The organism is Photobacterium proteolyticum (assembly GCF_001939735.1).
Classification (GTDB): domain Bacteria; phylum Pseudomonadota; class Gammaproteobacteria; order Enterobacterales; family Vibrionaceae; genus Photobacterium; species Photobacterium proteolyticum.
The window spans coordinates 26,325-44,407 of sequence record NZ_MJIL01000098.1; the positions used below are offsets into that span (position 1 = coordinate 26,325).

Genomic DNA, 18,083 nt, shown 5'->3' on the forward strand with positions numbered 1-18,083 from the left:
ATAAAGTCTTATTGTTTAAAAGCCGCAGCAGTTGCTGCGGCTTTATCATATTCATTCGTGACGCATGCTGATGGCTGGCCGAGTTGGGAGCCAGAAACCGCGGCGGTGCCGTTTGTCTTCACCAGTGACTCGATGGGCCTGGCAGTTGGTATGGCCGGGGTGCTGAAAGGTGCCGGGCAGCCGCAGGCAGCACTGCTGGGGGCCGGGCTGGTAACGGACAAAGAAACCTGGCTTGCCTACCTTGGCGCCAGTAACTATATCATTGATACCGACAGCCGTTGGTTATTTGGTGCCGAGCTGTATTCGGCCGAATTCAAGCAGTTTGACTACTATCTTGGCGAGGCGACCCGCAATGACTCGGTAGCGGATGATGCCACAGTCGCCGATGCGGCAGAAAGCCAGTATCGTATTTCTGCCCGCTATATATTGCCGCTCGGTGCGGCGGATACTCAGGGAATAAAAGCGGCACTGAGACCGGAACGTCCGTTGTCTGGTCATACGCCGTGGACGAGCGGTGTGACCTCGTTAGAGTTCAGGCCGTTTTATCAGAGCCGTGAGTTTTTCGACCTTGCTACTGATGATCCGGCGTTTAGCGAGGCGGAAAGTGTCTGGGGGCTGGAGACCCGGCTGGATTGGGATAACCGCAATAACAGTCGTAATCCCACCACAGGTAGCCGCAGCCAGTTCGGGGTGACTTATGATCTCGGAAGCTCTGACCATGCCAGCTGGTGGAAATGGGAATTGAGCCAGAGTTGGTTCTGGGATATCGGTGCGCTGGGAGAGATTTTCGATCAGCAGGTGATGGCCCTGAATGTCTATACCGGGGATACCCCGAGCTGGAACAGCACGGAAAGTGTCAACGGTGCCGACACGCTGCGCCGTCCACCGGCCTATGCCGGTACCCGCCTTGGTGGCCTGTATCGGCTTAGGAGTTTTCAGAGCGGCCGGTTTGTCGATCGTGCGGCCCTGAGCTATAGCATGGAATATCGGGTATTGCCCGACTGGCAGCCGCTCAGCGACTGGCCGGTGTTTAACTGGTATGACGTACCTTGGTGGCAGTGGGTGGCCTTTGTCGATATCGGTCGGGTGGCCGGTGAATATGATTTGAAAACGCTGCACCAGGACATGAAATGGAGCGCCGGTGGGGCAATCCGTTTTCAGGTCGAGGGGATTGTTGTCCGCACCGAAATGGCCTGGGGTAGCGAGGACAGTCTGTTCCGCGTGATGATTAACCAGCCGTTCTAAACGATGTTGGGTATCGGGTTTCGGTATTTCCTACCCGATACTCGTCTTTCGCCCTGCAGATGATTTTCTGTCAGGGATATCCGCCTACCTGCGTTATTCTCCCTGTATTGTTACCACGATCCGTCGACTTCCTCCGTGGTCGCGATGTTCGCCCAGGTATATGCCCTGCCAGGTCCCGAGCGCCAGGCGTCCCTGTGATATGGGTAGGATGATACTACTGCCCAGGGTGGATGCCTTGATATGGGCCGGCATATCGTCGTCCCCCTCATAGGTATGCTGGTAGTAGGGGGCGCGTTCTGGAGCCGATTGATTGAAGTGGGATTCCATATCGCTACGCACGGTCGGGTCGGCATTCTCATTGATGGTCAGGCTGGCGGAGGTATGTTGGATAAAGCAGTGTATCAGGCCGATACTGTACTGATGGAGTTCCGGGATTTGTTGTTCAATTTCATCGGTTATGAGATGAAAGCCTCGGCACCTCGGCTTGAGCTGAATTGTTTTCTGGAACCACATAGCGTATACCTTTTTATTTCCGTATTGCTGTCATATTAGATGATTACTGTACTCATCAGGGAATTTTCCGTCTATTATTTACTCTCTGTTTTCGTGACCTGACTCAATGAAGGTAGAGGTGGCTTCGAGTCATAATCTGACATAAGTCGTAAAATTACAAAAAAATAGCCTACTCTGCTGGTTGCGCTAAAATTGACAACATTCAGAAATATCGGGGATCCATGGTCTGGATGATACTGACTGGATCAATGGATTAAGAATTACAATATCAGGAACTTCACCATGTTGAAAAACATCAATCCAACGCACACTCAGGCGTGGAAAGCGCTGACAGCCCATTTCGAAGATGCACAGGATCTTCAGCTGAGCGAATTGTTTGCACAGGACAGCGAGCGTTTTGCCAAGTTTTCGGCAAACTTTGGCTCAGATATTCTGCTTGATTACTCCAAGAACCTTATCACTGAAGACACCATGAGCAAGCTGTTTGCTCTGGCTGAACAGACTGAACTGAAAGCAGCCATTGCTGATCTGTTCAGCGGCGAGAAAATCAACCAGACTGAAGGCCGTGCGGTACTGCACTCTGCACTGCGTAACCGCAGCAATACGCCAGTGATGGTTGACGGTGAAGATGTGATGCCGAAAGTGAATGCCGTGCTGGAGAAGATGAAAGGCTTCACTGCGCGCATTGTTGACGGTGACTGGAAAGGCTACACCGGCAAAGAGATTACGGATGTTGTCAATATCGGTATCGGTGGCTCCGATCTGGGTCCATACATGGTCACGGAAGCATTGGCACCATACAAAACGCGCCTGAACATGCACTTTGTGTCGAACGTTGACGGTACGCACATTGCCGAGACACTGAAAGCGCTTAACCCGGAAACTACCCTGTTCCTGATTGCATCTAAGACGTTTACTACTCAGGAAACCATGACCAATGCACACTCTGCGCGTGACTGGTTCCTGGCAACCGCTCAGGATCAGGCTCACGTTGCCAAGCACTTTGCTGCGCTGTCTACCAACGCGGGTGCGGTGTCTGAGTTCGGTATTGATACTGACAATATGTTCGAGTTCTGGGACTGGGTTGGCGGTCGTTACTCACTGTGTTCTGCGATTGGTCTGTCAATTAGCCTGGCTATCGGCTTCGATAACTTTGTTGAGCTGCTGGACGGTGCCCATGCAATGGACAAGCACTTCGCAGAAGCGCCACTGGAAGAGAACCTGCCGGTAATTCTGGCGTTGATCGGAATTTGGTACAACAACTTCCACGGTGCCGAGTCTGAAGCTATTCTGCCGTACGATCAGTACCTGCACCGCTTTGCGGCTTACTTCCAGCAGGGCAACATGGAATCTAACGGTAAGTGCGTTGATCGTGGTGGTAACCCGATTGACTACCAGACGGGTCCAATTATCTGGGGTGAACCAGGCACCAATGGCCAGCATGCGTTCTACCAGCTGATCCACCAGGGTACCAAGCTTATCCCATGCGACTTTATTGCGCCTGCACTTAGCCACAACCCATTGAGCGATCACCATCCTAAACTGATGGCAAACTTCTTCGCTCAGACAGAAGCACTGGCGTTTGGTAAGACCAAAGAGCAGGTTGAAGCTGAGTTTGTGGCTGCCGGTAAATCTCTGGAAGAGGTAGAAGAGCTGGTGCCGTTCAAGGTGTTTGAAGGTAACCGTCCGACTAACTCTATCCTGGTTAAGCAGGTAACGCCTTCGGTGCTGGGCTCGCTGATTGCGCTGTACGAGCAGAAGATCTTCACTCAGGGTGTTATTTGGAACATCTTTAGTTTCGATCAGTGGGGTGTAGAGTTGGGCAAACAGCTAGCAAACAACATCCTGCCAGAGCTGAACAATGCCGAAGAGATTGCTAGTCACGATAGCTCTACCAATGGCTTGATCAATGCGTTTAAGCAGTGGCGTAGCTAAGCTGTCGCTTTAATATCGATAAAAAACGCCGCTTAGCGGCGTTTTTTTCATTCTGAGGTTAAAAACACTCAGCAGCATTAAGAAAGCGCGACAACTTCGCTTGCTTGTGGACCTTTCTGACCATCTGTTACGATAAATTCAACACTTTGGCCTTCTTGAAGTGTGCGGCGGCCCTGAGCCTGGATAGCACTAAAGTGAACGAATACATCTTTGCCATCAGCACCAGAAATGAAGCCAAAGCCTTTTTCATCGTTAAACCATTTTACGGTTCCAGTCAGTTTGTTCATGTTACGATCTTTCCTTTGAATGAGGGTAGTTCCTTGCTTGACCGATAGTAGCCAGCAAAATTACGAGCTGAAGGCTGACACTATAAGTGTGTAGATGCTTATTCAGCATATCCAGTCTAGACCGAATACGTGGAAGGTGGTAGTTTTTTATCTGGGATTTGTGGCAACTTCACAGAAATTTCAAAGTGATAGTTATCATTATTTCAGGCAGGAAGAATCGCCAGCCAGAGAGCTCTGACTGGGGCGATTAACAGGTATGGCAGTGCTGACTAGCCGTCAAAGCAGATTTCAATAAATGCCTTACCGTACTCAGAGTCAAACGGCATAATGATGATAGCGCCGTCACACTTGTGAGTGATGGTATGGCCGCGGCCAGATACTACGGCAGGTGTGGCCATTTCAAAATCATAGCCTCTGTCTGCCAGAATACGCTTCGCGCCCCCGGTCACCATGTTGGTTATTTCACCAACCATATCAGTGACTTCTTCATTGATACCGTTCGGGCGCTCGCCCAACATACGTTGCATGATTTCAAGAGCCAGAGGCTCGTCAAAGGTGATTGACATCGAGCCTTTGGTTTTAGGCCCAATCATGCCGATCAGGCCTGATACATCACCGCGAGCAACTTCGTCTTTCTTTACTCGAGGCTTTTGCGGTGCTAGCTCCATCGACGCCATGGTCTTCAAAACATTCAGAAGTGAAGCTAGAAAAGGGTTTACAAATTCTGCGCGCATAATCTGATAATGACTGTATTAGTAAAAGTAAGAGTTACTGCTTGCTGTTCTGACATTCATGACAAATGCCGTGGCTTTCCACTACATGATTCGATATCTGGAAGCCGTGCTTTTCTGCTTTCTGGCGCAGTAGTTTAGCCAGTTCATCATCATGGCATTCTTCGACAGTACCACACTCATCACATATTAGCAGCTGAGAGCAGTGGTCAGCATGTCCGAGCACACAACAGGCTATATAGCTATTGGTGGATTCGACCTTATGTACAAAGCCCTGAGCCAATAAAAAATCAAGAGCCCGGTATACCGTCGGCGGCTTTGCTTGTGGTTCGGTTTCCCTGAGAAGATCCAGCAGCTCATAGGCACTAATTGAACTATGATGCTCCACGATAATCTCGAGAACTTTCAGCCTTTGAGGTGTTAGCCTTACTCCTCGTTGCTCGCAAATCTGTTGTGCCTTTGTCAGCAGTTGCGTTTGATTTGCCATATAACCTCAAAAAACAGCGATAAGTCCAGTAGTTTATCATAGCATTTGGAAAACGTACCTTACTTCGCTTAATTCCGGCGAAATAGGTCAGAAAATTCGTGTGCCTGATCACGTCAGCTTATCCAGCAATTGTGGTGAAGAATAAATAATGCCTGGGGGAGGAAGCAACAGTCTTCATCTCAGGAACCCTTCGACTCTTCACCTGTTGCGTCCTGCTTTACCTTGGAAGTACACCGAAAAGCTGTACGCTCAATATTCTCAAAAAAACGAATTCATTTAAGTTATTGATTTGTATCCTGTGTACAGCTTGTGCAGCTTTTTTGGCATTATAACTCAAGAGCTCATAAAGCTGTACGGAAGAAGAATGAAAACAAAGATATGCTTTTTAACTCAATAATTTATCTGACTTACAAAAAAGAACATCATGTTATTTTTAGTTGATGTTTTTGGCCTATAGTAGGCAGAATACTAGAATGTGGAGTGATGGCTTCCGGCCTGTAAGCGAGGGCTCAAGTGTTGGTAGAATGGTTATTACTTTAAGCATATTTGGTGTGAAACCCTTTACGGGGAACGACTGGCAAATGGAAGAGAGCTAAATGGCAGAGCACTTTATTGGCAAGTATGAAGTGGAATACAAATTCCGAATCCAAGGGCATGAGACGATCCTACAGCGCTTGCGCTCCCTCGGTGCCACCGAATTTGTCGTGCATAATCAAGAGACAGATACCTACTTCGATAGAGCGGATAGTCCTCTGATGGACCGGGATATCAGTATGAGTGTACGTAGCATGGAGCCTTCCGGCATTAAATTGTGGATCGTGAAAGGGCCGGGAAATGATCGTTGTGAGGCGGTCAAGGTAGAGTCGGTTGATAAAACACATAGCATGTTGAAAACCTTGGGCTATCAGGCTGCATTTTGCATTGCAAAGACCCGGAGTATTTATTTCCTCGGGCAATTTCACATTACCCTGGATAGGGTGAGTGAGTTAGGAGACTTTGCTGAGATTGCCGTCATGACGGATGACAAACACCGGCTTGACGAGTTAAAAGCGGGCTGTCTCGAGCTGGGAGATAAGCTGGGGTTGGAAAGTTCTGACATTGAGTCTCGATCTTACCGTCAGTTACTGGGCTATTAGTCGCCGGTTAGCCAGCGACTAGGTGGAATTAGGGCTGTACAGCTTCTTGTATGAAAAGCAGCAAAAAGGGAATCGAATTTTTCTGGTTGGCTAATAATGATCTGTAACCTGCTGATAGCTAGGCGTATAATCAACTTGTACAGCTTTTTTAGGTTTATTGGTATCCAAAAGCTATAATTGCTGTACATCGTGGTTGGTGGTTTGATTTATCTATTTATTATCAATTGCTTAATCTTGGTTTTGTTTTGCCTGCCATGTTCTTTTTACTATGTATTTTCGAGACGGCTAGACTTTCTATACAGCAGAGCTAAGGAGGAATTATTACTTTCTCTCATAGCCGGCCCTGTTGGGCAAACGACCGATATGGGGTAGAATCCGCTCTCTTTAAAGTAAACTGCCGTTCAAAGACGGGTACACGGGTCAAAATGAGGCTTTTCGATGCTAGATAATGCTGTTGCCAACTGCGACGATTTACAAACTGAATCCACCCGGAGTGCTGATTATCCATCAGGCCGTTTTTCCGTTGCCCCGATGCTCGATTGGACTGACTTTGCCGCTATTCGTGGCCTGAGCGATACTTAGGGGGACTATAGGGGGACTATAGAGGGACTATAGGGGGACTCTTAGCCTAGCTTTTGAGTTCATTCGTAAGGGTTATAACGAACTATGTGCTTTAAATATTCTAAAGCATACTGCATTTCTCGTGAGACATTTGATGGAAGCATTGGTATTTCTGGGCTCATTTGATCAGAAGTTAATTCACCAATAAGTTCCACTCCTACTTTATTATTTACGGCTGAGCTTTTTACAAAATTAAGGTTGGAATTTTGGTGTAGTACATATCCTTTGTTACAGTCCGTAACTTTTATGTTTTCAAAGTGCCCTTGAGCCCCTTCTCCGACAGATAAACCTGTGCCGCAATTGGAAATTACAAAGTTACGATAAATGTTCATCTTTTCCCCTTGTAAAAAACTATCAAAGAAATCAGTATATAGTATAGACCTTTAAGGGGGAGAATATAATGGCTATTAAGTTTGATGACTGTGATTTTTCGAAGAATGAAACTGGGGTTAAAGCTCCAAGTTCAGCTGATGTCTCATTTCAAAAAACACGATTTACAGAGAACACAACAGCAGTAGATATTTACATCACTAAAGAGGACATTATTGCTTTAGGTCTTCCTGATAATACAGACCCTGAACTAGTAAAAGAAGCCGTCAGTCTTCTGAAAGAGCACGAAGAAGCTCCCCATGAAGTTAAAAGTTATCTGCTGAATACGACAAAGCTTTTTAAATGGCTTGGAAATATTTCATCTCTAACTACAATTGGAACGGCTTTGATTGATTTTGCAAAATCGTAGAATTTAAAAAGGAACAGGCTAGGGAGAAATTTCCTAGCCTGTTTTTAAATGTTAGTGCTTTATTTATTACATTCTCTGCCCAGTCCAAACCACCTTTCCTATTACCTCAAAGTCCTCTGCTTGAACTTCTTCTTTGCTTAACTCCCATGGTTCATAGGTTTCGTTGTCACTGACTACCTTCAAGCCTGCTTTTGAATACTGAAGGCGCTTTACCATCAATCGGCTGTCGAAGCGAAATACATAAACGCCATCATCGGCAAATTCATTCACCCTATGAACCATCATTACGCCACCATGCTTCAAGGTTGGGTGCATGCTGTCCCCTTTAATCGGCATTAACAAAATATTATTAGGGTTAACGCCGACTTCGTTGCGTAGGTAGCTTTCACTAAACACCATCGATGAAGATAGTTCTTCTCTCTCTACAAGGGCGCCATGTCCAGCACTTACTTCAACCTCGAAAAAGGGCAATTCAACGTAACCGTGGGGGGCGGTCATACTGCCTTTTTGTGATATATCTCTCGCTTTTATAAAAATATCATCTGGTATGTGATTACGGTGTTTCCAGTTGGAAATGGTTTTAGGGGATTTACCTAGAACCCTTGCTAAATCTACGTTCTTAGATGTATTTGTTAGCTTCTTTAATTCCTTTAGTTGTTCCTCAAAACTTCCCTTCATGATATCTCCGTGTACTTTTGGGGTTGAAAGTAATCTTTTATTCCTCAATAATTCCCTTCAATGAAATTCGGGAAGTTTAGAGGTTATTTGAGTTGCTTTGAACTTCCCTAAGTGTACTACACGGAGGATGAATGAATACACAATTTGCACTGCTTGCAAGGTTTGGAAGTCCCACTATTGAATTAAAAGAGGTCTGCAAAGAGTTTTTCGGTATCACTCCGAAGACAGCAGAGCAAAAAGCTAAGGCTTGTGACTTCCCTGTTCCTACCTTCAAGTTGCGTGATTCTGAGCGTAGCCCGTCCCTTATCAAAATCGAAGATTTAGCTGCGTATATCGATGAGCGATACGAGCAAGCTAAAACCGAATGGCAATCTGTGAATGCGTGAGGGGGAGCTATGTCAGCCAATGATTACGAGTTTCCAACCGAAAAACAGCGTCTAGGTGGTTTGAGACATATCAATAAGATTCGCGGCGAATTGAAGCGAATCAAGGCTAAGCGGGACAGACATCAAATCAACACGCGAGAAAAAATCCGCATTAAAGCTAACCAACTACAAGCAAGGGCTCTTTAGCTGTGAAAGCTTACAACCAAAATACAAATAACTCTCTCAAGGCCATGCCGCCGGCTCTGCGTGTTGAGCTGGCGCAGTATGTAGTTAAAAGCCAGCGTACTAGCCCTGAATTGTGCATGGTGACAGATCAGCGTGCTGACTATGCTCAGCAAACCCCACGTGAACGTGTGTTCGAATTTGCCAACCGAGTTCGGGCGCAATTCAAATTGCCCGCTGATATCAAAACGTATCTAGACAAAGCCGCTGCTGTCCGTTTTCGCAAGTATGGATTTAAGCGGGCTATCGAGTTTATCGAATCCCGTGCTCAGGCCGCACACGCCGCATTGGCTGTGCTGCCCGAGCCGTTCTGGTGCGTCAATACCGAGTACAAATGTGCACGTCTTGCCGATGAGCTGGCAGGGCGCGCACGTATGCACTTGGACCTTGCTACCAAAAAAGGTTTATCGCCGCTTCAGGCGCTAGAGGAAATCAACGAGTTCACGGGGCTTGCTCTGTGGATGCCGCAGTTTGAGCCAAGCGAAGGTGAAGATGATGAGGTGTATTTCAGCATTATCGCCCGTGCCATTGATGATTCGGTGTGGAAGCGAAGCATCCAAAAGCAAGTGATTGCAGCCTTTGAAAATGCCCGTCGTGCGGCTGGGATGGTGTCGGATAATACCAGCCCTTATGCCTCCTACTCGGCCTGCCAGTGGCTTAAAGGCCGTCAGATAAAACAGCGTGAGTGGCTGGAAATGATGGCGATTGAAAACGAGCTAGGCGAGCAGTTCAACATGGAAGATATCCATCAAGCCTCTGTGGCAAATCCGGTAAACCGTCGAAATGAACTGATGACCCGCATTGCTGGTTGTCAGGAGTACGCCGACGAGCAAGGCCATGTTGCAGTATTTGTGACCATGACGGCAGCAGGCAAGTACCACCGCCTGAAAAAGCGCGGCAAGTACTGGGTGGAAAATCCCAACTGGAACGGCAGAGGTGCGCAGTCGGCGCATCACTGGCTTTCCCTTTCTTGGCAGCGGTTCCGTGGGGCGGCAGACCGAGAAACCAAGAAGCGAGCACGTCTGACCTACTACGGAATGCGTGTTGTTGAGCCACATATCGACGGGACTCCGCACTGGCACGCGGTCTTTTTCATGCCGTTTGAGCAGGTGACACAGTTCACCGCAATGATTCAGTTCTACCAGTTCCAGCGTGACCGTGACGAGCTGTTTTCTGATGACGGCAAGCCGAAAACCAAGGCAATGCAGGCGCGTGTCAAGGTTGAGGTTATCGACCGCGATAAGGGCGATGCGGTGGCCTATATCGCCAAGTACATTTCAAAGAACATCGACGGCTATGGTCTTGATGGTCTGTCCGATTTGGACTCAAAGAAGACCAAATTACTTGAGGTAGTGAACAACGTGACCGCATGGGCGCGTAGCTTCAACTTCCGTCAGTTCCAGTTTCAGAAAACCCCGAGTGTCACGGTGTGGCGGGAGCTGCGCCGCATTGAAGACGAGCAGGAATATTCCCTGTTTGAAAAGGCCCGTCGTGCGGCTGACTTTGGGTTTTTCTCGGCCTATTTCGACTACATGGGCGGTCACCGCGTTAGCCAGCGTGAGCGCCCTATCGAGTTACACAAAGAGCCCACCGAAAACCGTTACGGCGAACCTTCCGAAAAGGTCACGGGGGTAACGGGTTCGGGTATTACCGTTTTCACTCATGAGCATGAATGGAAGATGGTCAAGCAGGATGCGCCGCAGCCAGACGCGGGCGCTCTTGCTCTTTCAGGGGATGGGCATCCCCGTCCTTGGACTAGTGTCAATAACTGTACGCAAACGCCGAAGGAGCAGAGAGCGGCGAAAATCATCGATAACGCGATGCTCTGTTTGGAGTTGGACGGCGGTTATTCGGTCAGTGACTGGGATGACTTGCTTGATATCAAGACAGGCCCTGCCCCGCTTCACTGGGTACCTGAACAATACAGAGATGAGTTTACGGACTAACGACGTTCGGCGCTTACTTTTTACCAAATATCAATTCGAGAGATCAGGAGAAACACCATGAAAATTTTATCATTACAAGAGTGTCAGCGTGACTTGGCCGCGCTGGATGCAGCCGACCAGTTAACCACCGCGATGAAGGGGGAAATCGAGCGCTTTAAAACCATGGATTCGCAGGGGCTGATTAAAAAGGCCATGGGCATGCTGATGAGCGGCAACCTGTCGCTTGAGGGGCTGGGACTTCCGGCCAACCTGTTTGAGCAGATAGAGCAACTGGAAAAGCTCAACAGCGTTGCCCGTACCAAGTACCGTGCCCGCGTATTGGCCGACAAGGCCGTTCTTGAAGATATCGAACCAGCACAGATTGTGGAGGCTTAAACGATGGCAAAACACCCAAACCCAGTGCGCGGGGCTGTGCGTTGTCCTGTCTGTTTGTCTGCATCCACCGTTCACCAGGTGGGAGAAGGTCAGCTCATTGCAACAGGTGAGCCGCCCAAAAACAGCCGGAATCTAGGGCTGTTGTATTACCGCTGCCCCGACTGCGGCAACAGTTCTATTAGCAAAAAGGTGAGTGAATTTATCACCGCCAATATGGTGAACGGAGAAGCCGAGTTGCCAGCGTTGGAAACCGAACAGGCACCGTTAGAGGGTGAGTTGCTAACAGCTCATGAACCGTTGCCGTCAACCAAGGAAACGGTTAACACCGAAACGGCCGAAGCCAGTAATGACGCGGTTTCAAGCGTTAACGAAACCGTTGAAAACGAAGGTGAAAAAACGCCGCTTTTCAGTATCAAGCGTGTTGCGATGCTGCTTGGCTTGTTGCTGTTCGTCGTGTGGATGGTGCGCCAACTGATGCCAAAACCGCAGCCGAAAGAAGCTATCGAGGGTACGGAGGTACAGCATGCAACAGCCTGAAAACGGAGTACTTGAGCCTCAAGAAGCAATGGATGACTGGGGCGACTTTAGCGCGGTTATCGGTCAGCTAGAACAGCAGGAAACCGACTCTAACGAGGCTTTAACCGATGCAGTAGGAACCGAGTCTGCCGAAGACAACAGCGAGGCGATAGCCGGATTTCTGGATATCACCTTTACCGTGGTTGAGCAGGTTACCTCGCTGATTACGGGCGTTGAATTTGAGTTTGACGCCAAGGGTAAGGAGAAGGTGATTGAGGCCGCTCAACCTGTACTGAACAAACATGGCTCGGGTTTAATGGGGGTATTTGGCGATTACATGGAAGAGGCAACGCTGTTTATTGCCGTCCTCAGCTTGGCCTACACGTCGCGCTGCGCTTACATGATGGCGAAGCAGGAACAACTAAAGGGAGAGGCTGATAATGGCAAAGAAGAAACCGAAGCCGCTACCGCTGCCTAATCCGGTCAACTCCAACCCGTCCCACGATGCCGAGCATACTATCTATGTGGCCGGAACGGGGGGCGGGAAAACCTCCGCCGTTAAACATATCGGCTTGGTGCCCAAAGCCTCTCAGGTGGTGTTTTTTGACCCCTATCGCAACTATGCGGGGAGTAAGTTTCAGGGGCAGATGTGCCATGGCACAGAGTCAAGGTTGGCGTTCGTCAAGGCGCTGATACTGGCCCGTAAACGCGGAGAGTCGTTCAAACTGGCTTATGTTCCCAAAGAGGGAGCGACAGCCGATGAACTGGAGTTCTACAGCTCGGTTGTGTGGTCGGTTGGCAACGGGCGCGCTTCCAAGTTACATGTGGTAATAGAAGAATTGGCTTCCTGTGTGGAAACCTCCGGCAAGCTTAAGGGGCGAGCAGGAGAACTGCTGCGCGGTGGCCGTCAGTACGGGCTGGTTGTCCATACGGTTTTCCAGCGCGGTCAGGAAGTCCCGAAAACTGTTACCGAGCAATCATCGGTGTGGTGGGTGGGGGCCGTAAACTCTTTGAGTGATGCCAGCTGGCTAGCCGATAAACGCGGGTTGGATGTCAACGTTATTGCCGGATTGAAATCGGCAAAGGTGAACAAAAAGCGTATCGGCAAACCCATAGCCGAATATTTGCTGGTTCGTGACGGTATCGGCAACGTTGAACACAGGGCTTTCAACTGTGCCTCGGGCACAAAATTAACGCTAAATTACCGTTAAAAACGGCGTGACTTCAATCACAGTTCAACCTATAGGTTAAAGCGTTAACCTATAGGTTGCATCTCCTTCCCTTTCTCCTCGTTTCGTCCTTTCATAGTAGCTCGTTTAACACGGGCAATCGTCCACTTACCAACGTCGTGAGACAGGGGAATATTTAATGTTAGGTTTTACACCGAAAAAGTTGGCAGCTATTGCCATTGTTGCAGTCGTGATTGCTGTTGGTGTTGTTTGGGCCTCAAACAACGTAGATAGCGTTGAAGACGTAATCGGCTAAAGGAGAGCGACATGATTTCAGTAATGAAAATGAACTCCTTTACGGGTACTGGTTATGGTGAAAAAGCGTCGCTGACTATCCCGACGGGGCCAGTGTACGAGGAAATCTTCCTTGAGACCAACCTGAAGCCGGAGCAGATTAAGCGCGTCACTATCACCTTAAATGCTGATGAAATTGTGGTACTGGACGGGGAGCTGATGCGCATGCTGGAAGCGTATAAAGGTCTGGCTAGCACCGATGGTTTCTATCACATCCCGCTTGCCGATATCACGGCCAAAACCCAAAACGGCATGCGTTATACCGCGCTGGTTACCGAGAAAGGTGACAACATTCTGCTTGAAGTAGAAATCGCAGATGCTCCGCTTGGCTCTGTCGGTATTCAGTTGAAAGCACACGCTTCTGTATCTGAAAAGCAGCCTGCTCGTATTGTGGTGCCGCAAATCAAGAAGCAAACCATGCAGGCCACATCAACTGAGAATGAGTTTTTGGATTTGGTGTCCAGTCCGCTGCTCCATGTTCGCCGCATGCATTTCTCTGACGAGCGTGTAACAGGTGTCGAGTTCTGGCGTGACTACATCAAGGAATACGATTCGACGCGTGCGGTGGAAGTCATGCGCGCCAAGCGTAACCGCCGTTTCTGGCAATCCGGCTATTTCCACTTTGACCCGATTATGCGCGGTTACTATCTGGACGAGCTGATGCCGACAGCACATAACCATGAACTCAAGTTCACGGTGAAGACAACCGAGCCGTGCGGCTCTATTCCAATCATTGTCGAGTCCGTGAAAGTGGTTCGCCCTGATCTGATTCAACAGTAAGGGGGCGCTATGTCACTTTGGGATGATTTGAGTAAGTTCGGGAGCGGCATGCTCGACTCTGTGGGGGAAGGTTTCGACAGTCTTGTGACGACGGCTACCACCCCTACCCAGTCTGTTAACCCGAACACTCAGCAGCAGGAAACGCAGCAGGCCGATAACCACGGCAACAAAGTGACACCACATACCGATGAGCCAAAGCAGGATAAAACCCTGCTTTATATCGGCGGCGGTGTGGCTGTGCTGTTGGTGCTGGGGCTGCTGATTCTTGCGGTCAAGAAATAAGGAGGGGTGAGATGCCAGTATTAGCAATACCTCTTCTGGCTGGTGCCGTTGGGTTTGGAGCGGGTTTCTGGACTGGCTCCACTACCTCGAAGCTCATCAAACTTGCTGCCGTCGGTGGCGGTTGTTATGTGGCTTACAAGGTTGTTAAGGGGGGCAAATGATACCAAGTTTCGGCGGTGGCCTGACAAACAGCGGTTCAATGCCTATCAGTGCCAGTGGCGGGCAGGCTGGGCCGAGTACTGCCAAGGCAAACAACAGCTTTGGCGGCATCAGAAACGGTTCAATTAATTTCGGCGGTGGCCCTTCTTCGTGGTTGCCATGGGTAGTACTGGCACTGGGGGCGGCAATATGGCTAATGAAAAAATGACCATCATCTACCTGACAGCTGCCCGTGCCGACTGGGGCTACCACCTTAATCAGCTTAAACCCGCCTTCAATGGTTCGGACAGTGCCAGGGCGGAATTCGAAGAAATGGCCGAGCGCCTCAACTCCGGCGCAGCAGCTCTGTATCTGGTGAAAGCCAAGGGGGTGCTAATCCGGTTCGTGGGGCATGTGACCGATGGTGTCTATCACATCAATGCCATGACGGGGCGCGGCCTGAAACATGCCGCCCCGCTAATCATTGAACGCTGTCAGGCGATGGGTTATCAGGCGATTTCCTATCACACCTATCGCAATGGCATGGGGCGCATTCTACGCGGTTTTGGCTTTGAGCTAGACGAGCAAATCAGCCAGACCGAGCGCCGTTATCTGCTGGGGTTGGAGGTAAGCCATGGGTAAAGGCGGAAGTTCTAACAGCAGCAATACCACCAACAACACCAACGTCAGCGGTACGAATGCCGTACAGGGCGACAACCTTGGTGTGCTGATTAGTGGTGTCAACGACTCAACCGTCAATGTGACGGCTACCGACCATGGCGCAACCAAGGCAGCGGCGGAGGTATCGACAAAGGCCATTCAGAGCAATGCCGATATTGCCAAGGCGTCGATTGCGTCTGGTGAAAACATGCTGAATGACTCGCTGGACTTTGGCCGTGATGCGCTGAAATCCAATGAGAATGCGGTTGATAAGGCGCTGAAAGTTGGTAGTGACACGTTCGCGAAAGCGCTCGATGCCAATGGGAACACGACTGCTAAGGCACTTGATTTCGGTGAGGAGTCAATGAATAAGGCGTTCGGCCTGAGTGAAATCTCATTGAATAAGATGCAAAGCACCACGGAAAGCGCGATGAGTTCGGTCAAGGCCATGGCAAGCCAGAGCAATGAAAATGCCCGAGCTGCACTGGCGATGGCTGAGCGAGCCAAGACCTACGAGCAGACGGGTACTGAAACCGAGAGCAACAAGGCGGTGTATGTAGCCGGAGTTGTATTAGTGCTTGTCGCAATTGTCTTGGCGGTTAAGGGGGGTAAATGATTTTACAGCCAAATTCAACAAAGCGTATCGGGGTTGCAAAGCATCGTTGGCTCATTGTCCGAGAGGCACAGGAATATTTCTATGTCCAAAGCGACAACGGCGAGCAAATTCGCGTCGATGGCGGCGACAAGCTTGATATCGAGAACCTTCGGGAAATTGATATCAACAACCCGCACTCGGTAGCAATCAACGTCGTGTTTCAGCTTACGATGCGGGATATCGAAACCACCCCGCCCGTAACGCTGAAAATGGCCGATTCGATGGCTGTCAGTGAGGTGCGTTCGACGGTAAACACACGGGAGGTCAGCCCGCAAAGCTTTACCAGTCCAGCGCATATCACGATTGAGCCGAATAAGAAAAAGCGCCTGTGCATGGCTTCGGCAAGCCGTCGGGAAATCTTTGTGCAGAACATCAGCAGTGATGAGTGTGAAGCGCTAATCGGAGACCAGAGTGTAAGCGCGGTGTCTGGGCTGTCCGTCACTGGTGACAGGCAGACCCCTGCCGGAATGACAATAACATGCGGCGCGGAACTGTGGGCGTTTAACAACGGTTCAACTGTTTTAAAACTGGCGTTATCGGAGGTGCACAATTAGCGGGTTTATGACAAGGCGGGCGAAGGCAATCGACCCGCTTACCGAACACCTTAAAAACTTACAGCCTGAGCAGGTAGACGCACTGGAAATGATGCGCGGTGTTTACAGCAATCAGGCTTCACTTGGCGCGGCAATGTTGGCCCTGCATCGCCATATTTTGGAAACAGATGATGATGTCTATGGCTTGGCAAGCAGTGTCGCAAGCAATGCATTGCCAAACTTGCAGGCCGTGGCAGAGGACTTGGAGAAACAGGAACTATGAATTACGCAACGATTGGTGAATATGCAACGGAAGCCCGCAAACTGCTAGATAGCATCAAAGGCGGTGCTATCCATACCATGCAGACTGAATTCGAGGCGCTGAAGCAGCAGTTCACCGACAAGCTGGACGCGATAACGCCGCAATTAAACGCATTTGTTAGCCAGCAGAAAGCCAATGTGAACAGCATTTTTGCTGAGCCTGACAAGCGTTATCAGGTTTTACATACTCAGCCGCAAGCGCTCGTGGTTGGTGGTACGTCTGATAAATGGTATCCCGTCGCCATAGAAATGCCTGCTGGCGTACTGACAGGCCTAAGCATTTACCGTTATGTGCATGATGACGAGGCGGTCTACGGAAAGTTTAACGGCTCGCTGTCACTGGATGTTATTGCCTGTTCTTCTGGCTACGGCAAGTCGATTGCCAATGTCATTGTCGAGCGCTATCGAACAGCCGGACGGCAGAGCGAAGCTGCAGGGGCGAAAAACCCGTTTGTTGGCCGTATTGAGTCTAATGCTCGTTCAAATGCGTTGGTTGTTTGGTTACGGGGGGCGACTAGTTATCACCTTGGGTGTGATAACGGTCAGGTGGCCGCAACGGTTTATGAGGCGGGAGATGCCGCACAAGGGATTTATCCAAGCCTTGATGTCATGAATATCTCGCAAGGTGCGCACGTATCAGTTCCTGCTGTTGGCTATGTTCGGGGGTAACAATGACAAATATTCCAAGTGAAATCTTAAAAGAAATGCGCATGGGTGAAGTGCGAGAGATTCGCAACCGCCTGCTGGTTGAAGCTGACCGCCTCGTCAATAAGGCTGAAGACAAAGGGCTAGATTCAACACCGCAACGTCAGTATCGCGACTGGTTGCGGGATGTCCCTGAAACCTACAAAGACAATCCGGAGGCCGTGGAATGGAAAGAACCACCATTGCCGCAGCCGTCTGCATAATCGGAGGGCTGGCATACATGGCTTATTGGAAATCAATGCCGCGTGGTGTTCGCAACAACAACCCGCTGAACATCCGTGAATCAGAGGGCGATCGTACACAGTGGAAAGGTGAATCGGTCCTTAATATCGACAAGGCTTTCGAAGAATTCAAGCATCCCGTTTACGGCTTCCGTGCTGGTGCTCGGATTCTTCGCAGCTATCACCGACAAGGCTTCCGCACTTTACGGGATGTTATTTACCGTTTTGCACCGCCGGAAGATAACAACGATACCGAGCTGTATATCCAGCAGGTCAGCAAATGGTCAGGCATCAGGCGTAACCAGATGATTGATGTTACCAACACCGAACAGATGGCGAAGCTACTTCACGCGATGAGCCGTAAGGAAGTCGGCTCGTACTTTGGTCTGAACATGGCGCGTGATGGGGTGATGATGGCATGACAAAACAAGATGCCAAGAAGATTGCA

At 49.5% G+C, this 18,083-nt stretch carries 29 protein-coding genes; 23 read left to right on the forward strand and 6 right to left on the reverse strand.

Going from position 1 to position 18,083, the window contains the following annotated elements; all coding sequences use genetic code 11:
* Nucleotides 1-1,245, forward strand: coding sequence for a BamA/TamA family outer membrane protein (locus tag BIT28_RS26005; protein ID WP_075767921.1), 1,245 nt, complete (start codon nt 1-3; stop codon nt 1,243-1,245).
* A 93-nt stretch (nt 1,246-1,338) separates the two neighbouring features.
* Here the strand turns inward: BIT28_RS26005 and BIT28_RS26010 are convergent, their stop codons facing one another.
* Nucleotides 1,339-1,758, reverse strand: coding sequence for a secondary thiamine-phosphate synthase enzyme YjbQ (locus BIT28_RS26010; protein ID WP_075767873.1), 420 nt, complete (start codon nt 1,756-1,758; stop codon nt 1,339-1,341).
* Between the two features lie 282 nt (nt 1,759-2,040).
* On the opposite strand from BIT28_RS26010, the gene pgi reads away from it, so the two are divergent.
* Nucleotides 2,041-3,693, forward strand: coding sequence for a glucose-6-phosphate isomerase (gene pgi / locus BIT28_RS26015; protein ID WP_075767874.1), 1,653 nt, complete (start codon nt 2,041-2,043; stop codon nt 3,691-3,693).
* Nucleotides 3,694-3,770: 77 nt separating this feature from the next.
* On the opposite strand, the gene BIT28_RS26020 is transcribed toward pgi, so the two are convergent.
* From BIT28_RS26020 to zur, 3 genes are all read right to left on the reverse strand, one after another.
* Entirely contained in the window at nt 3,771-3,980 is a 210-nt protein-coding gene (locus BIT28_RS26020) for a cold-shock protein (RefSeq protein ID WP_047875438.1), read from the reverse strand.
* Nucleotides 3,981-4,249: 269 nt separating this feature from the next.
* Nucleotides 4,250-4,714: a chemotaxis protein CheX gene (locus tag BIT28_RS26025; protein ID WP_075767875.1), complete on the reverse strand. Its 465-nt coding sequence runs from the start codon at nt 4,712-4,714 to the stop codon at nt 4,250-4,252.
* A gap of 34 nt (nt 4,715-4,748) precedes the next feature.
* Nucleotides 4,749-5,198 carry a zinc uptake transcriptional repressor Zur gene (gene zur, locus BIT28_RS26030; RefSeq protein ID WP_075767876.1) on the reverse strand — a complete coding sequence of 150 codons (450 nt, stop codon included), beginning with the start codon at nt 5,196-5,198 and terminating at the stop codon, nt 4,749-4,751.
* Between the two features lie 596 nt (nt 5,199-5,794).
* On the opposite strand from zur, the gene cyaB reads away from it, so the two are divergent.
* The gene (cyaB, locus tag BIT28_RS26035) at nt 5,795-6,334 is read left to right on the forward strand and encodes a class IV adenylate cyclase (RefSeq protein ID WP_075767877.1); all 540 of its coding nucleotides are present in this window, start codon (nt 5,795-5,797) and stop codon (nt 6,332-6,334) included.
* 438 nt (nt 6,335-6,772) lie between these two features.
* Complete coding sequence (locus BIT28_RS29410; RefSeq protein ID WP_175577618.1) at nt 6,773-6,916, forward strand: hypothetical protein; 144 nt, start codon at nt 6,773-6,775, stop codon at nt 6,914-6,916.
* A gap of 59 nt (nt 6,917-6,975) precedes the next feature.
* Here BIT28_RS29410 and BIT28_RS26040 read toward each other — a convergent pair whose 3' ends face one another.
* On the reverse strand, nt 6,976-7,287 hold the full coding sequence (locus tag BIT28_RS26040) for a hypothetical protein (RefSeq protein ID WP_075767878.1): 312 nt from the start codon (nt 7,285-7,287) through the stop codon (nt 6,976-6,978).
* A gap of 68 nt (nt 7,288-7,355) precedes the next feature.
* Between BIT28_RS26040 and BIT28_RS26045 the strand changes: the two genes are divergently transcribed.
* Complete coding sequence (locus BIT28_RS26045; protein ID WP_075767879.1) at nt 7,356-7,694, forward strand: hypothetical protein; 339 nt, start codon at nt 7,356-7,358, stop codon at nt 7,692-7,694.
* A gap of 66 nt (nt 7,695-7,760) precedes the next feature.
* Here BIT28_RS26045 and BIT28_RS26050 read toward each other — a convergent pair whose 3' ends face one another.
* Nucleotides 7,761-8,372, reverse strand: coding sequence for a S24 family peptidase (locus BIT28_RS26050; RefSeq protein WP_075767880.1), 612 nt, complete (start codon nt 8,370-8,372; stop codon nt 7,761-7,763).
* A 131-nt stretch (nt 8,373-8,503) separates the two neighbouring features.
* Between BIT28_RS26050 and BIT28_RS26055 the strand changes: the two genes are divergently transcribed.
* The 18 genes from BIT28_RS26055 to BIT28_RS26130 all read left to right on the forward strand — a co-directional run bounded on the left by BIT28_RS26055 (nt 8,504) and on the right by BIT28_RS26130 (nt 18,057).
* Nucleotides 8,504-8,758 (forward strand): pyocin activator PrtN family protein, encoded by a 255-nt coding sequence (locus tag BIT28_RS26055; protein WP_075767881.1) that lies wholly within the window; start codon nt 8,504-8,506, stop codon nt 8,756-8,758.
* A 9-nt stretch (nt 8,759-8,767) separates the two neighbouring features.
* Complete coding sequence (locus tag BIT28_RS29745; protein WP_175577619.1) at nt 8,768-8,944, forward strand: hypothetical protein; 177 nt, start codon at nt 8,768-8,770, stop codon at nt 8,942-8,944.
* Between the two features lie 2 nt (nt 8,945-8,946).
* Nucleotides 8,947-10,926, forward strand: a complete 1,980-nt coding sequence (locus BIT28_RS26060) for a replication endonuclease (RefSeq protein ID WP_175577620.1) — start codon at nt 8,947-8,949, stop codon at nt 10,924-10,926.
* Between the two features lie 57 nt (nt 10,927-10,983).
* A complete protein-coding gene (locus BIT28_RS26065) occupies nt 10,984-11,301 on the forward strand; it encodes a hypothetical protein (protein ID WP_075767882.1) in 318 nt (105 codons plus the stop codon).
* 3 nt (nt 11,302-11,304) lie between these two features.
* Nucleotides 11,305-11,838 (forward strand): hypothetical protein, encoded by a 534-nt coding sequence (locus BIT28_RS26070; protein ID WP_075767883.1) that lies wholly within the window; start codon nt 11,305-11,307, stop codon nt 11,836-11,838.
* A complete protein-coding gene (locus BIT28_RS26075; protein ID WP_075767884.1) occupies nt 11,825-12,295 on the forward strand; it encodes a hypothetical protein in 471 nt (156 codons plus the stop codon). Before BIT28_RS26070 ends, BIT28_RS26075 begins: the two co-directional genes overlap by 14 nt.
* The gene (locus tag BIT28_RS26080; protein ID WP_075767885.1) at nt 12,258-13,028 is read left to right on the forward strand and encodes a hypothetical protein; all 771 of its coding nucleotides are present in this window, start codon (nt 12,258-12,260) and stop codon (nt 13,026-13,028) included. The genes BIT28_RS26075 and BIT28_RS26080 overlap by 38 nt, the downstream gene beginning before the upstream one ends.
* A 285-nt stretch (nt 13,029-13,313) precedes the next feature.
* On the forward strand, nt 13,314-14,120 hold the full coding sequence (locus BIT28_RS26085) for a major capsid protein P2 (RefSeq protein WP_075767886.1): 807 nt from the start codon (nt 13,314-13,316) through the stop codon (nt 14,118-14,120).
* Nucleotides 14,121-14,129: 9 nt separating this feature from the next.
* A complete protein-coding gene (locus BIT28_RS26090) occupies nt 14,130-14,402 on the forward strand; it encodes a hypothetical protein (protein WP_075767887.1) in 273 nt (90 codons plus the stop codon).
* Nucleotides 14,403-14,413: 11 nt separating this feature from the next.
* Nucleotides 14,414-14,563, forward strand: a complete 150-nt coding sequence (locus BIT28_RS29750) for a hypothetical protein (RefSeq protein ID WP_175577621.1) — start codon at nt 14,414-14,416, stop codon at nt 14,561-14,563.
* Nucleotides 14,560-14,769 (forward strand): hypothetical protein, encoded by a 210-nt coding sequence (locus tag BIT28_RS26095; RefSeq protein WP_075767888.1) that lies wholly within the window; start codon nt 14,560-14,562, stop codon nt 14,767-14,769. The genes BIT28_RS29750 and BIT28_RS26095 overlap by 4 nt, the downstream gene beginning before the upstream one ends.
* The gene (locus BIT28_RS26100; protein WP_075767889.1) at nt 14,751-15,182 is read left to right on the forward strand and encodes a hypothetical protein; all 432 of its coding nucleotides are present in this window, start codon (nt 14,751-14,753) and stop codon (nt 15,180-15,182) included. The genes BIT28_RS26095 and BIT28_RS26100 overlap by 19 nt, the downstream gene beginning before the upstream one ends.
* Nucleotides 15,175-15,816, forward strand: coding sequence for a hypothetical protein (locus BIT28_RS26105; protein ID WP_075767890.1), 642 nt, complete (start codon nt 15,175-15,177; stop codon nt 15,814-15,816). Before BIT28_RS26100 ends, BIT28_RS26105 begins: the two co-directional genes overlap by 8 nt.
* A complete protein-coding gene (locus tag BIT28_RS26110) occupies nt 15,813-16,409 on the forward strand; it encodes a hypothetical protein (RefSeq protein WP_075767891.1) in 597 nt (198 codons plus the stop codon). The genes BIT28_RS26105 and BIT28_RS26110 overlap by 4 nt, the downstream gene beginning before the upstream one ends.
* A gap of 7 nt (nt 16,410-16,416) precedes the next feature.
* Nucleotides 16,417-16,671, forward strand: a complete 255-nt coding sequence (locus tag BIT28_RS26115) for a hypothetical protein (RefSeq protein WP_245823895.1) — start codon at nt 16,417-16,419, stop codon at nt 16,669-16,671.
* The gene (locus BIT28_RS26120) at nt 16,668-17,378 is read left to right on the forward strand and encodes a hypothetical protein (protein WP_075767893.1); all 711 of its coding nucleotides are present in this window, start codon (nt 16,668-16,670) and stop codon (nt 17,376-17,378) included. The genes BIT28_RS26115 and BIT28_RS26120 overlap by 4 nt, the downstream gene beginning before the upstream one ends.
* 41 nt (nt 17,379-17,419) lie before the next feature.
* The gene (locus BIT28_RS26125; RefSeq protein ID WP_245823896.1) at nt 17,420-17,617 is read left to right on the forward strand and encodes a phage tail assembly chaperone; all 198 of its coding nucleotides are present in this window, start codon (nt 17,420-17,422) and stop codon (nt 17,615-17,617) included.
* Nucleotides 17,618-17,634: 17 nt separating this feature from the next.
* Nucleotides 17,635-18,057, forward strand: a complete 423-nt coding sequence (locus BIT28_RS26130; protein WP_075767895.1) for a virion protein — start codon at nt 17,635-17,637, stop codon at nt 18,055-18,057.
* The last annotated feature ends 26 nt before the right edge of the window (nt 18,058-18,083 follow it).